At 65.3% G+C, this 14234-nt stretch carries 10 protein-coding genes; 7 read left to right on the top strand and 3 right to left on the bottom strand.

The genetic code is table 11. The features are described 5' to 3' along the window. The first annotated feature begins 96 nt into the window (after window positions 1-96). Both ACTODO_RS06930 and ACTODO_RS06925 read left to right on the top strand, forming a co-directional pair. Window positions 97-1284: a cell wall-binding repeat-containing protein gene (locus ACTODO_RS06930; RefSeq protein ID WP_034512261.1), complete on the top strand. Its 1188-nt coding sequence runs from the start codon at window positions 97-99 to the stop codon at window positions 1282-1284. Window positions 1285-1928: 644 nt separating this feature from the next. After that, window positions 1929-2690 (top strand): cell wall-binding repeat-containing protein, encoded by a 762-nt coding sequence (locus tag ACTODO_RS06925; RefSeq protein WP_244262536.1) that lies wholly within the window; start codon window positions 1929-1931, stop codon window positions 2688-2690. Between the two features lie 193 nt (window positions 2691-2883). Here the strand turns inward: ACTODO_RS06925 and pepN are convergent, their stop codons facing one another. Together pepN and ACTODO_RS06915 are read right to left on the bottom strand one after the other, a co-directional pair. After that, complete coding sequence (gene pepN, locus ACTODO_RS06920) at window positions 2884-5451, bottom strand: aminopeptidase N (protein WP_003792625.1); 2568 nt, start codon at window positions 5449-5451, stop codon at window positions 2884-2886. Window positions 5452-5566: 115 nt separating this feature from the next. Beyond that, window positions 5567-7588: a M13 family metallopeptidase gene (locus ACTODO_RS06915; RefSeq protein WP_003792624.1), complete on the bottom strand. Its 2022-nt coding sequence runs from the start codon at window positions 7586-7588 to the stop codon at window positions 5567-5569. Between the two features lie 266 nt (window positions 7589-7854). Here ACTODO_RS06915 and glpA point away from each other — a divergent pair, with 266 nt between their 5' ends. The 4 genes from glpA to ACTODO_RS06895 all read left to right on the top strand — a co-directional run bounded on the left by glpA (window position 7855) and on the right by ACTODO_RS06895 (window position 12787). Continuing rightward, the gene (gene glpA / locus ACTODO_RS06910) at window positions 7855-9441 is read left to right on the top strand and encodes an anaerobic glycerol-3-phosphate dehydrogenase subunit GlpA (protein ID WP_034512259.1); all 1587 of its coding nucleotides are present in this window, start codon (window positions 7855-7857) and stop codon (window positions 9439-9441) included. Next, window positions 9438-10688: a glycerol-3-phosphate dehydrogenase subunit GlpB gene (glpB, locus tag ACTODO_RS06905; protein WP_003792621.1), complete on the top strand. Its 1251-nt coding sequence runs from the start codon at window positions 9438-9440 to the stop codon at window positions 10686-10688. Before glpA ends, glpB begins: the two co-directional genes overlap by 4 nt. Continuing rightward, window positions 10685-11968, top strand: coding sequence for an anaerobic glycerol-3-phosphate dehydrogenase subunit C (locus ACTODO_RS06900; protein WP_003792620.1), 1284 nt, complete (start codon window positions 10685-10687; stop codon window positions 11966-11968). The genes glpB and ACTODO_RS06900 overlap by 4 nt, the downstream gene beginning before the upstream one ends. A gap of 63 nt (window positions 11969-12031) precedes the next feature. After that, entirely contained in the window at window positions 12032-12787 is a 756-nt protein-coding gene (locus tag ACTODO_RS06895; protein WP_003792619.1) for an SDR family oxidoreductase, read from the top strand. Between the two features lie 81 nt (window positions 12788-12868). Here the strand turns inward: ACTODO_RS06895 and ACTODO_RS06890 are convergent, their stop codons facing one another. Next, a complete protein-coding gene (locus ACTODO_RS06890) occupies window positions 12869-13354 on the bottom strand; it encodes a hypothetical protein (protein WP_003792618.1) in 486 nt (161 codons plus the stop codon). 199 nt (window positions 13355-13553) lie between these two features. On the opposite strand from ACTODO_RS06890, the gene ACTODO_RS06885 reads away from it, so the two are divergent. Beyond that, on the top strand, window positions 13554-14231 hold the full coding sequence (locus ACTODO_RS06885) for a hypothetical protein (RefSeq protein ID WP_165478146.1): 678 nt from the start codon (window positions 13554-13556) through the stop codon (window positions 14229-14231). Window positions 14232-14234 lie beyond the last annotated feature (3 nt).

The following is a 14234-nucleotide window of genomic DNA, read 5'->3' as shown; positions in this document are numbered from 1 at the left end:
ATGCTGCGAAACTAATGTGCATTCGTCGACAGAGCGTCCCTGTCCCGCTGAAGGGATGTGCGCGCTCACCGTCTTCTATTCAGAGAGGAATAAGATATGCGACCCATCAATCTGCACAGGAGCGTGATGGCGGCCCTTGGTGCTGCCGCCCTTGTTGTTGGTCCGTTGGCTCCCGCTTATGCCTTCCCAGCCGTCTCGAGCCAAGGCGGTGAGCCTGTGGGCGTCGCCGCCGAGGTCCCGATGGGGGAGCCGACGGCGGATCCCACCGCTGAACCTACCCCGGATCCAGCCCCCACCCCGGATCCGGCCCCCACCCCGGAACCGGCCCCCACCCCGGATCCAGCCCCCACCCCGGAACCGGCCCCCGCGCCGAAGCCCTCGTGGAAGATGGATTCGGTGGGCTGGTGGTACGACCTGGACAATGGGTCGTACGCACGTGATGAAAAGCGTGACATTGATGGGGCAACATACCGATTCAACGGTAGCGGATACATGGTGACCGGATGGTACAACCTTGGGGGAGCGTGGGAGTACTTTGCGCCCTCGGGTGCTCAGGTGCGTGGATGGGCCAACGTGTCGGGAACCTGGTACTTCCTGGACCCGCAGAGCGGAGTGATGCGTACTGGCTGGATCACGGTCGATGGCACTTGGTACTACCTGGGTGCCTCTGGTGCGATGGCGACTGGCTGGCTGAACCAGGGCGGTACCTGGTATTACTTCGGTGCTTCGGGCGCGATGGTGCGCGGATGGAGTGCGATCGGTGGTTCCTGGTACTACTTCAATGAGTCCGGCGCGATGGTCACCGGTTGGCTCAGCCAGGGAGGCTCCTGGTACTTCCTGAACTCCTCCGGCGTCATGAAGACCGGCTGGCTCAGCCAGGGCGGTACCTGGTTCTACCTGAACGGCTCGGGCGTCATGGTGAGTGGTTGGAACGCGATCGGTGATTCCTGGTACTACTTCAATGAGTCTGGCGCGATGGTCACCGGCTGGCTCAGCCAGGGAGGCTCCTGGTACTACCTGAACGCGTCCGGCGTCATGGTGACAGGTACTCAGTGGATCGGCGGCGAGCGCCACTGGTTCTACGACTCGGGCGCATGGTGGGGCCTGTACCCGGTCGCCTCGGCAGGCAATGGATCGGGAGGGGCGGATGTCGCAACCGGCAATCGCTACAAGGCAATCTGTCACGATGGGTCTGAGAGCTTCTCGTCTCCGGGGGCTTCTGACTATCGGGGTATGTGTGCCGGGCACGGAGGAATTGCATACAAGCTTGGGTATGGTTGGTGACCTTCTGAGTGCTCGTGTGCGGTGATGCGTCATCGGTGGTCTCGTCGGCAAGAATGCTTGCCGACGAGACCTTTTCTTGGCGTCGAGGCACTGCGATTGTCTCCGAGTTTCCGAGTCTGCGAAACTTCGGAGCTCGCCGAGGTTGTTCGTCCTCGCCGGTGGATGCCTGTGTCTCGGACGCGGCCCTACCTGTGAATTGGGGTGTGCGGTGACGAGCGTTTCGATGTCTTGGCTCCGTTGCATTAACGACGTGTCGGCTCTTAGCGCTGCGGCATACCTGGATCGGGTGAGGTGCAGAAATATGGCGTGTATCACGAACGGCAAGAGTCCCTGATTCTGTCCCTCACGCTCCTGGAGGGGAGTGAGGCGGCGAGGTTAGACAGTGTGGGCGAGGCTGTGAATGCGCGTTGTGAACACCCCGTCGAGCTGGGAAAGGATCCCGGCTTAACCGTGAGGGATAGGGCTGGCCGTCTCCGTTTGTCCTATGGTTATCGAGGTGCTTTGACACGAGCACTTGATTATCAAGAAACCGTTATGTATACTCGGCAATGCGTTACTACAAAACCCTAGTGACTGAGCTGGCGCCATTCACGTTCGTTCCAACGAAGCCTACGCAGGATGTGCGCCTCACGAAAGGAAAGCCCATGCGCCCCATTAATGTTCGCACTCTTATGATCGCCGCCGTGAGCGCTGCCGTTCTCGCCGGAACTGTCGTTCCCGCCAACGCGGCCGAGCTGACCGATCCCGGCGCTCCCACCGAGGTCGCCGCCGAGGAGCAGCCCGCCACCGACGGTGCCACCGAGGAGCAGCCCGCTGACGACGGCGCGGCCGCCGACGATGGTGCTGCCTCCTGGAAGCAGGACGGTAAAGGCTGGTGGTTCGACCTCGGAGATGGAACCTACGCCAAGAACGAACTCATCGAGATTGATGACGTCGTCTACCGCTTTGATGAGAACGGCTACATGATCACCGGCTGGCACAACCAGGAGGGCGAGTGGGAGTACTTTGCTTCCTCAGGTGCCCAGGCCTTCGGTTGGAACGTTATCGACGGCTCCTGGTACTTCCTGGATCCCGAGACTGGCTTCATGCAGACCGGCTGGATCAATGTTGACGACTCCTGGTACTACCTGAACGCCTCGGGCGACATGGCCATGGGTTGGGTCCACTACAACAACGAGTGGTACTACCTGACCGGCTCCGGTGCGATGGCCACCGGCTGGACCCTGGTCGGCGGCACCTGGTACTACCTGAACGCCTCGGGCGTTATGCTCATCGGCTGGGTCGAGGTTGAGGGTTCCTGGTACTACCTGAACGCCTCGGGCGCGATGGTCACCGGTACGCAGTGGATCGACGGCGAGCGTCACTGGTTCTTCCACAACGGCACCTGGTGGGGCGCTTGGAAGTGATCGGCGCGCATGAGCTGTGAGTGAGCGACGCTCACTCGGACGCAATCATGCACGCAATGCCCCGGCCTCGTCCATTCACGGTAACGAGGCCGGGGTTGCTTATGCGACGCTAGTGTTCCCTGAGGGAGTTGGGACGTCAGACGAAGGGGGCGTGGCCACGTGGCCACGCCCCCTGGCGTCGTTGTGAGGCTGATCAGCCCGCGGCGTCCACCGCCTGGTTGGCGATCTGACGTTCACACACGTCGATGAGCTCACGGATGATGCGGATCGTGCCGGCGGATGCGTCCGCGTGAGCCTCGATCCAGGCCTTGCCGGAGGCAACCACGTCGACCTCGGGGGCGTAGCCCGCCAGCGCGTTCGGGAAGAGCAGCGTCGTGAGGTCCTCGGCGGTGTGGAAGGTGAAGGTCTCCCAGATGCCCGCCAGGGCCTCGAAGTAGTCGCCCACGTAGCTGGCGTATGCCGACGGGTTGGTGCGCGCCTGCGCCCAGAAGCCCGAGATCATCGCCCAGCGGGTGTCGTTGGGGATCGAGGTGTCGGTGAGGACCTTGTCCCACACGTCGGCCTTGATCCACTCGCCCTCGCGAGCCGCACGAGCAGCGGCCGCGTTCTGGTGGCCGGTCATCGTGTCGTCGGTGGCCTCCAGGGCTGCGATGTCCTCCTCGGTAGCGGCATTGCCGCGCACCAGGGCGATCAGCAGGTCCCACTTGAGGTCGACGTCAAGGTCCAGGCCGTCCAGGGTCTGGGTACCGTCGTAGAGGGCGCGGATGGCCTCGAACTGCTCGGGGCTGGTCGCGTTGCGGGCCGCAGCGGCGACGAGCATCCGCTGCGCGTCGGAGCCGGAGGCGGCCGTGCGAGCCAGGAGGAGCAGGCGACGGCCCGTGTCCTCGGCGGCCTCGGCGCGGTAATTCGGTGCCACGAAGGTGCGCACGGCCTCGTCGATGTGACGCAGGGTGAGCGTCAGGAGGCTCATGTTGTCCTCGACGGGAACGGCACGCAGGGCCAGGTTCAGGTAGTCGCGTGCCGGCATCTCGCCGTCGCGCGTCATATCCCACGCGGAGGCCATGACGACGCCGCGGGTCAGCGAATCCGTGAACTTGGTGATGTTGGTGATCGCGAAGGCCAGGGACTCCTCGTCAAGGCGGACCTTGGCGTAGCCGAGGTCTCCGTCGTTGACGAGGATGAAATCCGGGCGAGCGATGCCCGCAGCAGCCTCGATCACCGTGGACGCGCCGTCAATGTCGAGCTCCTCGCGGAAGACCTGGGCCAGCGTCCCCTCTTCGGTCAGCGAGTAGCCGGCCACACCCATGCGGTGCGGGCGCAGCGAGGCGCCCTCGGAGAAGGCTTCCTGCGTGATCTCGAGGCGCTCGATCGTGCCGTCCTCAGAGGTCGTGACGACCGGACGCAGGAGGGTGACGCCGGCTTCCTCCAGCCACACCTTCGACCACGACGCCAGGTCGCGGCCCGAGGCAGCGGCCAGCTCGGAGAGCAGGTCGTCCAGCGTGGCGTTGGCGTAGGAGTGCTTCGTCAGGTACTCGTGCAGACCCGCGAAGAAGGCATCGCGTCCCACGTAGGAGACGAGCTGGCGCAGCACGGAGGCACCCTTGGCGTAGGTGATGCCGTCGAAATTGACCTCGACGTCGGCGAGGTCGCGGATCTCGGCTGTAATCGGGTGGGTCGTGGGCAGCTGATCCTGCTTGAGGCCCCAGTCCTTGCGGACCATGAAGCCCGTCCATCCTTCGGTGTACTTGGTGGCCTCGGCCAGAGCCAGGTGGCTCATGAACTCGGCGAAGGACTCGTTGAGCCACAGGTCGTTCCACCACTTCATGGTGACCAGGTCGCCGAACCACATGTGCGCGAGCTCGTGCAGGATCGTGTTGGCGCGAGCCTCCATCTGAGCCTCGGTGGGACGGGTGCGGAACACGTAGGCGTCGCGGAAGGTCACGCAGCCGGCGTTCTCCATAGCGCCCGCGTTGTACTCGGGCACGAAGATCTGGTCGTACTTGGTGAAGGGGTAGGCGATGCCGTAGGCGCCCTCGAAGAACTCGAAGCCCTGGCGGGTGATCTCGATGATCTCGTCGGCATCCAGGTGCTCAACGATCGAGGCGCGGGCGTAGACGCCCAGGTCGATTGTGCGGCCGTCGGAGGAGGTCAGCGTGGCCGTCGTGCCCTCGTAGGGGCCGGCGACGATCGCGGTGATGTAGGTCGACATGACCTCGGTGGTTGCGAAGTGGTAGATCCAGGCCTCGCCCTCTTCCTCGGGGGTGGGGGTCGGCGCGTTAGAGAAGACCTTCCAACCCTTAGGGGCCTTGACCGTCAGGGTGAAGGTGGACTTCAGGTCAGGCTGCTCAAAGGTCGTGTAGACACGGCGGGCGTCCGGGACCTCGAACTGGGAGTAGGTGTAGGCCTGTCCGTCGGCGGGGTCAACGAAGCGGTGCAGGCCCTCTCCTGTGTGCATGTACTGGCAGGATGCCTCAACCTCGAGGACGTTGTGTTCGGCAAGGTTCTCCAGCGCGATGCGGTTGTCCTGGTGCACCGAGAAGGGGTCCAGGGTATCGCCGTTCAGCGTGATCGAGTGGACGTTGTTGGACACGAGGTCGGCGAACGTGGAGGCGCCTTCGCGCGCGTCGAACTCGATGCGGGTGAATGAACCGAAGTCGGTGTCTCCGCGCGTGAGGTCCAGGGAGATCTCATAGCGGGTCACAGAGGAAATGACCGAGGCGCGCTCGGTCGCTTCCTCGCGAGTCAGGTTCAGGCCTGGCATGGGTTGCCTTTCCGTCGATGGAATGGGAGCGCTGTTGCGCTCAACATTCCTATGTTGTCATGTGTTGGGTGTGATTGCGCGGGGCGCGCCGTATTTTGTCGGCTGGGACACGCTTTTACCAGATGGTGACGCGCTGGGAGGGTTCCAGCCACATCGCGTCGCCGGGCGTCACGTTGAAGGCCTCGACGAAAGTGTCAAGGTTGCGCAGTACCTGGTTGCAGCGGAACTCAGCGGGCGAGTGGGGGTCGATCGCCAGCATCTGGCGCGCGAACTGGGGACGCGTGGCCGTGCGCCAGGCGCGTGCCCACGAGTAGAAGAAGCGCTGCGGTCCGGTGATGCCGTCGATGACGGGAGCGGACTGCGGGGTCAGCCCCTGCTCGGCGAGCGAGGCCGCCCATGCCTTCCACGCGATGGTCAGTCCGCCGAGGTCGCCGATGTTTTCGCCGATCGTGAGCGCGCCGTTGACGTGGGGGAGCGTGCGTTCGTCGCCTTCCTCCGATTCCTCGCCCTGCTCGAGGAGGATGGCCGGTGTGAGCGCGTCATACTGCTCAATGAGGGCGTGCGTGCGCTCTTCGAAGGCGGCGCGGTCCTCATCCGTCCACCAGTTCGACAGGTTGCCCGCCCCGTCGTAGCGCGAGCCCTGGTCGTCGAAGCCGTGTCCGATCTCGTGGCCGATGACCGCGCCAATCGCGCCGAAGTTCACCGCGTCGTCGGCTTCGGTGTCGAAGAACGGAGGCTGAAGGATCGCGGCTGGGAAGACGATCTCGTTCTGCGTGGGGTTGTAGTAGGCGTTGACGGTCTGGGGGGTCATGTACCACTCGTCGCGGTCCACCGGGCGGCCAAGCTTGGCCCATTCGCGGTCGGTGGCGTGAGCGTTAGCGGCGCGCACGTTCTCGACGATCGTCGCCTCCGGGTCCAGGTGCAGCGTCGAGTAGTCGCGCCACTTGACGGGGTAGCCGATCTTGGGATTGAAGGTCGCGAGCTTGTCCAGCGCTTTCACCTTGGTGTCCTCGCTCATCCAGTCGAGGCCTCGGATCGACTCGCCGTAGGCGTCGAGGAGGCGGCGCACCAGGGCGTCCATCGCTTCCTTGGCGTCGGGCGGGAAGTGGCGGGCGACCCACGCGCGGCCCATGGCCTCGCCCAGGTAGGCCTCGATAAGTCCGAGGGCGCGCTTCCAGCGCGGACGAAGCTCCTCCGTGCCGGACAGGGTACGGCCGTGGAAGTCGAAGTTCTCGTTGACGAAATCGCTCGACAGGAGCGACGCGTGGCAGTCGATCACCGAGGCACTCAGCCATTCCTTGAGCACGGACAGGTCGGTGTCGGCCCACAGGGCGGCGGCAGCCGACAGGAAGTCGGGCTGGTCGACGTTCATGACGAGGCCGGCGACGGGCATGCGCGCGCCCTCCGCCCACGCGTCCCAGTCGAAGCCTGGAGCCAGGGTGGCAATCTCCTCCCAGGGGGTCGGGTTGTCGGAGAGCAGCGGGTCGCGGTTGCTTACGGAATCGCGGTGGTGGGAGGCGATCGCGGTTTCCAGGTCCATGATGCGCGCGGCCGCACCCTCCGGGTCTGCCATACCGGCGAGGCTAAGGAGGCGGGCGGTGTGCGCGACGTAGGCCTCGCGGATCGGCGCGTAGTCGTCCTCGCGGTAGTAGGCCTCGTCGGGCAGGCCGATGCCGGACTGGACGAGGGAGACCATGTAGCGCGAAGAGTCGTGCGGGTCAGTGCCCACGTATGCGCCGATGAGGCCTCCGATGCCCTCGCGCATGAGGCGGCCCATCTCGCGGGCGAGCTCCTCGTGGGTGGTGCAGGCGTTGATTGCGTCGAGGTCGGGGCGTAGGGGAGCGGCACCGGCTTCTTCGATGGTGTCCTCGTTGAGGAATTGAGTCCACAATGTGGCGATGCGGTGCGCATCCGGATCGTCCAGTGTGCCATCGGCTGCGTCCTGGGCGATTGCGCGCGCGTACTTCTCGGATGCGTCGCGCAGCGTGTGGAACGCCCCGTCCATGGGGCGGTCCGCGGGGATCGTGTGGGTCCCCAGCCACGTGCCGTTGACGTGGCGATAGAAATCGTCCTGCGGGCGCACCGTCGAATCGATGTTCGCGGTGTCGAGGACTCGGGCGAGCAGTGTGTTCGTCATGCCTTAACTCTAGGGGGAGAGGTGGGGGTCGCGTGGGATGAGCGTCCATGGGACAGGCATCGCCCGTATTTTCGTGATGAGCATGGGACGTAATTCGTCATTTTCTCGCGGAATTGTGCGGGGGAGTGCGGATGTCAGTTTGATGCACCCCCGTCGTGCACATATGTGCACAGCGGTGTGTACATTCGTGCAAAAGGGGTGTCTAGGGGCATGATGGAGAGAGCAATGAGGCACTTCCTCATCAAGAGGTGAAGGGATTTTTAACGGTGAAGACACTTCGCACTGACGTGTGTGTCATTGGTGGAGGATCCACCGGTGCCGGCGTCGTCCGCGACGTCGCCATGCGCGGCTTCTCAGCCGTCCTCGTCGACCGGGCGGACATCGCTCAGGGAACCTCCGGTCGCTTCCACGGTCTGCTCCACTCGGGCGGCCGCTACATTGCGTCCGATCCTGAGTCGGCCACCGAGTGCGCCGAAGAAAACGAGATCGTCAAGCGCATCAACGCCAACGCTGTCGAGGCCACCGGAGGCCTCTTCGTCGTGACCGCCCACGACGATGAGGAATACGCGGATCAGTTCCTGGCCCGCGCAGCGGCTGCAAAGGTGCCCGCCGCAGAAATCTCCATCGCCGAGGCGCTGCGTCGCGAACCCCGCCTGGACCCGCGCATCAAGCGCGCCTTCGAGGTCCAGGACGGCACGGTCGATGGCTGGCAGATGACCTGGGGAGCGATTCGCTCCGCGCAGGCGTACGGGGCGCAGGTCCTGACCTACCACCGCGTCACATCCATCGAGCGCGAAGGTGAGCGCATCAGCGCCGTCATCGTCCATGACGAGCGCGGGGGTGAGGACGTGCGCATCGAGTGTGGCTTCGTCCTCAACTGCGGCGGCCCCTGGGCCGGACAGATTGCCGCCATGGCCGACTGCCACGGAGTCGACGTCGTCCCCGGCGCCGGCATCATGATCGCCATGAACCACCGGTTGAGCCAATCGGTCATCAACCGCTGCGTGTGGCCCGCCGACGGCGACATCCTCGTGCCCGACCACACCGTGTGCATCATCGGTACGACCGACCTCAAGGCTGACGACCCGGATCGCCTCTCCATCCCCGCCGACCAGGTCCAGCAGATGCTGGACTCCGGCGAGGCCATGGTCCCCGGCTTCCGCAAGTCCCGTGCCGTGCACGCCTGGGCCGGTGCGCGCCCCCTCATCAAGGACTCGCGTGTGTCGGCGACCGATACCCGCCACATGGCGCGCGGCATGAGCATTATCGACCACAACACGCGCGACGGCGTCTACGGCATGCTCACCATCGCGGGCGGCAAGCTCACTACCTACCGCCTCATGGCCGAACGCATCGTGGACATCATGTGCGAGGAGATGGGCGAGAAGCGCGCCTGTAAGACCGCCGACGAGGCCGTTCCTCCCGCCAAGGAAGAGCGCCTGTACACGATCGGCCACCGCCTCGACAACGTCGAATCGCGCAACGAATCCCCCTCCCACGAGCAGATCATCTGCGAGTGCGAGATGGCCACGCGCGCCATGCTCGAAAACGTCATGGACACCCTGCCCAAGGGGCAGCTCGATGACGTGCGTCGCCAGATGCGCCTGGGGATGGGCCCCTGCCAGGGCGGATTCTGCTCCCAGCGCGCCGCTGGCATCGCCCACGAGCGCGGAGATATCGATTCGATGCGCGCCAACTCCCTCCTGCGTCTCTTCCTGAAGAACCGCTGGATCGGCCTGTGGCCCATCATGTTCGGCAAGCAAGCCAGGCAGGCCGCACTGGACGCCTGGATTCACGAGGGCACGCTCGACGTCGAGCACCTGCCCGCACCCAGCGAGGAGGTTGTTCGATGAGGGACGTCGTCGTTATCGGCGCTGGCCTGGCAGGCCTGGCCGCAGCAATCAAAGCAGCCGACGCGGGACTGAGCGTCACCCTCGTAACTAAGGGCGTGGGTGGCATCCAGCTCGGCACGGGCACGGTCGACATCCTCGGCTACCGCCCCGAGCCGGTCGAGGCACCCCTGGAGGCTCTGGAAGGCCACGTAGCCTCCCGCCCGACCCACCCCTACAGCCACGTCACCCCCGACTTCGTCGGCGCATCCGTCGCATGGCTGCGTGACCTCGTCGGCGCGGACGCCCTCATCGGCGATGAGACCCGCAACGCGCGCATCCCCACCGGCGTTGGCGCGCTGCGCCCGACCTGCCTGATCCCGCCCTCGATGGAGGCCGGCATTCCCCAGGCGGGCGCCCGCTACGCCATCGTTGGACTGACGCGCTTCAAGGACTTCTACCCCGGCCTCGTTGCCGAGAACCTGACACGCCAGAACGGCCCCGACGGCGCCCCCATCAATGCCCGTGCCCTCAGTGTTGACTACGTCGTGCGCGAGGGTGAGGTCGACTCGACCGGCACCAACCACGCGCGCAGCCTCGACCACGAGGAGAACCGTGCGCGCCTGGCAGACCAGATCCGCCCCCTCCTCCAGGATGGCGAGATCGTCGGCCTGCCCGCCGTCCTCGGCCTCGACGACCCGAATGCCTGGCGCGACCTCGCAGACAAGCTCGGCCACCCCGTTTTCGAGATCCCGATCCAGCCCCCGTCGGTGCCCGGCATGCGCCTGAACGCCCTGCTGACCCGCATCGCCTCCGACAAGTGCCGCGTCATCCTCGGATCCCCAATCAAGGCCGTGCACACGGCAGATGGACGCGTAAGCGCCGTCGAATACGCCAGCGCGGGACGCTCCACGATCGTGGAAACCCGATCCCTCATCTTGGCCGCTGGCGGCTTCGAATCCGGCGCCCTCGACATGGACTCCTACGGCACCGTGCGAGAGACCATCTGCGGGCTGCCCGTCATGGGCGCCTCCGGACAGCTCCTGCACGCCGACTTCTGGGGCGAGGACCAGCCCCTCTTCCTGGCCGGCCTCGCCGTCGACGACAACATGCGCGTCCTGAACGAGGAAGGTGCGCCCGTGTGCCCGAACCTGTACGCGGCCGGAGGCAACCTGGCCGGCGCCACCCGCTGGCGCGAAAAGAGCGGCGAAGGAATCGCGCTGGCCAGCGCGCTCGCGGCCGTCGACTCGATCGTGGAGGACCTGAAATGACCCTGGAAATGTCAACGCTGATGGGACCGGGCGTGGAGGAAGAAGACGTCTTCGCCCTCACCGGTGACGCTGCGCTGCGCGCCAGCCTCGACTCGTGCGTCAAGTGCACGATCTGCGAGACCCAGTGCCCGGTTATGCGCGTCACCGACCTGTTCGCCGGCCCCAAGTACTCCGGCCCGCAGGCCGAGCGCTTCCGCAAGGACGGGCAGATGGTGGACAAGTCCATCGACTACTGTTCCTCGTGCGGCACCTGCTCGCTCGTGTGCCCCCAGGGCGTGAAGGTCACCGAGATCATCCACCACCGCCGTACCGCCATGAAGGAAGCGCACGGCATTCCGCTGCGCGACCGCCTCATCGGCCGTACCTCCCTGATCGGCACCATGATGACCCCGGTTGCCCCCATCGCGAACTGGGCGCTCGACGTCAAGCCGATTCGCCTGGCCATGGAGGCCGTCATCGGCGTGCACCGCTCGGCCCCCATGCCGCGCGCGTATGGTCGCACCTTCGAGTCCTGGTTCAAGAAGCACAAGCCGCTGGCGAACTCCGGCACGCGCGGCCAGGTGATCTTCTTCCACGGATGCGCCGGCCAGTACTTCGAGGTCGAGACTTCGATTCACTCGGTCATGGTGCTCGAGCACCTGGGTTACGAGGTCCTGGTTCCCAAGCACGGCTGCTGCGGCCTGGCCCTGCAGTCCAACGGCCTGTACGACGATGCGCGCAAGTACGTCTCTAAGCTGACCAACGACCTGCGCAGCGTCAACCGCGATGCCCCGATCATCTCCGCGTCGGGCTCGTGCGGCGGCATGCTGCGCCACGAGGCCCATGAGATCCTCGAGATGGACACCCCGGAGCTGAGGGATGTGGGTTCCCGCACGTGGGATATCAGCGAGTTCTTGCTGTACCTGTACGACAAGGGCGAACTGGACACGAACTTCCAGCGCATCGACGTCACCATCCCGTACCACGCTCCGTGTCAGGTGAAGTCCCAGGGTCTGGGCAAGCCTGCGATCGAGCTCATGAGCCTGATCCCCGGCGTCACCGTCAAGGATTCCGAGCAGCCCTGCTGCGGTATCGCGGGCACGTACGGCATGAAGAAGGAGAAGTACGCGATCGCCCAGGCCGTGGGCGCCCCCGTCTTCGACTTCATCAAGCAGGTCAACGCCGAGCTGGCCGCCTGTGACACGGAGACGTGCCGCTGGCAGCTGCGCACAGCCACCGGCGCGAACGTCGTCCACCCGATCTGGCTGATCCACAAGGCATACGGCCTGCCCAACGGCTGAGACATCAGCGACTATCCCCGGGCGCGCACGACGGTGCGTACCCGGGGACATTACTGTTGAGGAATGAACACTTCTCGCCGCGTCGTCGTCACTGGAGCCTCCACCGGAATCGGGCAGGCCACCGCCCGCCTGTTGGCGCAGAGGGGGTGGAGGGTTGTCGCCGTGGCCCGGCGCCGCGAGCGCCTGGAGGCCCTCGCCGCTGACATTGGCTGCGAATACTGGGCGGCTGACCTCACCGACGAAGCGCAGGTGGAGGAGATGGCCGCACACATCCTGGAGGGTGGCCCCGTGGATGCGGTCGTCAACAACGCTGGAGGAGCCATCGGCGTGGACCGGGTCGCGGAGGGAGATCCGGCCAGGTGGAGCGCAATGTTTGAGCGCAACGTGCTCACCGCCCTGCACTGCTCGCGCGCCTTCCTGCCGGGGATGCGCGAGCGCGGGGGAGATCTCGTATTCCTGACCTCGACCGCCGCCCACGACACCTACCCGGGAGGCGGCGGCTACGTGGCCGCCAAGCACGCCGAGCGCATTATTGCGAACACGCTACGCCAGGAGCTGGTGGGCGAGCCCGTGCGCATCATCGAGATCGCGCCGGGCATGGTGCGCACCGAGGAGTTTTCCCTCAACCGCCTCGGCTCCCAGGAGGCCGCCGACCGCGTCTACGAGGGCGTTGCCGCCCCTCTCGTCGCCGAGGACGTCGCCGAGGCGATCGTGTGGACCCTAGAGCGTCCCTCCCACGTCAACATCGACTCGATGATCGTGCGCCCGGTGGCTCAGGCGACGAATACCCTCGTGGTCAGGAATACCGCCGTAGAGTAGGGCGCTTGCGCTCACAGCATGGAACGAGGCCGGGGTCGGACGCGTGATGGGGTACGCGTTGCGGTCCCGGCCTCGGGTCTCTTACACGCTCCAGGCGAGGATGACGTGTTTGCCACCGGCGATGCCCGTGGCCTTTGTCAGCTGCGTGGCCTCGCCTCCGCCAACAGGCGTTGAGTAGAGCTGGTAACTTATGTCGTCTTCGAGCTTTTTGAATGGAGCCAAGAGCGCCATGCGCGTGCCGTCGGGGCTCAGTCGCAGGGTCTTGACGATCTCGTGAGTGCCGTCGAGGTTCGGCAGGCTCACCTTCGTCCACTCCTCGATGTGCAGGGACTTGTCGGACTCCGTCGTCTGCGAGAGCAGGTCTCCCTTCTTGGAGTACGAGCGCGACCACGTCGGAACAGGGATCAGACCGTTGAGGAGGGTAAAGGAACCGTCGGTCGACGCGGCCGCGGACGAGGAACCGGCGCTCGCGGCGGGCGTGGAGGGAGAGGAGGTGGCTCCGCAGGTGCTGAGGGCGAGTGCGGTTGCCGTGGCAAACAGGATCGTGGGGCGCGCTTTGATGGACATGTGGCACCTCTTGAGCGTGATCGGCGGGTGTTGAACGTTGCAGGATAGTTGTGAGCTGACAAATTGATTCACCTCCAAAAAGTGATGTACGACACTTATATATTCATAGTGTTTTCACAGTTTCACCATAACGTCCGCTTATGTGTCGTCCCTAATCTGCGAAGCAATGATGAACAGATCAGCAGAAAGGAGCGTCCCCTTGGCGGACGACAACAAGAACCTGGCAGGTGACACCGAGCGCACCTCGATCCTGCCTCAGTCGGAGGCGCAGGCCACGGAGCAGACCGAGGTCCTGCCCGCGCACGTGGCGCAGGCGGAAACGGTGCAGATGCCTCCCGTCGCCCAGGAGGAAACCAGCAAAGCGTTTGCTGGCACGCCCCTGGAGTCGGTCGCGGGGGCTTCTGTCGATGACCATGCCGGTGACGAGGCCGTGGCGGCTAGCGTCGCGACGCTCGAGCCTGCATCGAAGAGGACCTCGTGGAGCAAGCGTGCAGCTATCGCCGGCGCCGCAGCTGCGGTGCTATCCGTCGGCTTCGGTGCGGGCATCATCACGCATGCAGCCGTCATGGGCGATGGTCAGGACTTCTATGAGCAGGGCTACGAGGACGGTGTCAGCGACCAGGGCTACGGCGACGAGGACGAGGAATTCGGCCCCGGCAATGGTCAACAGGGTTCGGGTAACGGCCAGCAGCGTGGCCCTGGCGGCCAGCAGGGATGGGGTAGCGGCCAGCAGCAGGGGCCGGGCGGTGAGCAGGGCGATACCGGCAGCACCCGCCCGGGACCTCCCCCGGAGGGAGGCCGAGGCCCCGGCAGCAAGAATGGAAGCCAGGGCAGTGAGGACTCCTCCACCCAGGGCGAAGGAACGACCGCCAGCTGAGCG

Source organism: Schaalia dentiphila ATCC 17982, assembly GCF_000154225.1.
Classification (GTDB): Bacteria; Actinomycetota; Actinomycetes; order Actinomycetales; family Actinomycetaceae; genus Pauljensenia; species Pauljensenia dentiphila.
This window is presented reverse-complemented; position numbering and strand designations above follow the sequence as displayed.

Bases quoted from the DNA above. Each gene is read 5' to 3' on its own strand.
- ACTODO_RS06930 (WP_034512261.1), top strand. From the start codon at position 97: ATGCGACCCATCAATCTGCACAGGAGCGTGATGGCGGCCCTTGGTGCT.
- ACTODO_RS06925 (WP_244262536.1), top strand. From the start codon at position 1,929: ATGCGCCCCATTAATGTTCGCACTCTTATGATCGCCGCCGTGAGCGCT.
- pepN (WP_003792625.1), bottom strand. From the start codon at position 5,451: ATGCCAGGCCTGAACCTGACTCGCGAGGAAGCGACCGAGCGCGCCTCG.
- ACTODO_RS06915 (WP_003792624.1), bottom strand. From the start codon at position 7,588: ATGACGAACACACTGCTCGCCCGAGTCCTCGACACCGCGAACATCGAT.
- glpB (WP_003792621.1), top strand. From the start codon at position 9,438: ATGAGGGACGTCGTCGTTATCGGCGCTGGCCTGGCAGGCCTGGCCGCA.
- ACTODO_RS06900 (WP_003792620.1), top strand. From the start codon at position 10,685: ATGACCCTGGAAATGTCAACGCTGATGGGACCGGGCGTGGAGGAAGAA.
- ACTODO_RS06895 (WP_003792619.1), top strand. From the start codon at position 12,032: ATGAACACTTCTCGCCGCGTCGTCGTCACTGGAGCCTCCACCGGAATC.
- ACTODO_RS06890 (WP_003792618.1), bottom strand. From the start codon at position 13,354: ATGTCCATCAAAGCGCGCCCCACGATCCTGTTTGCCACGGCAACCGCA.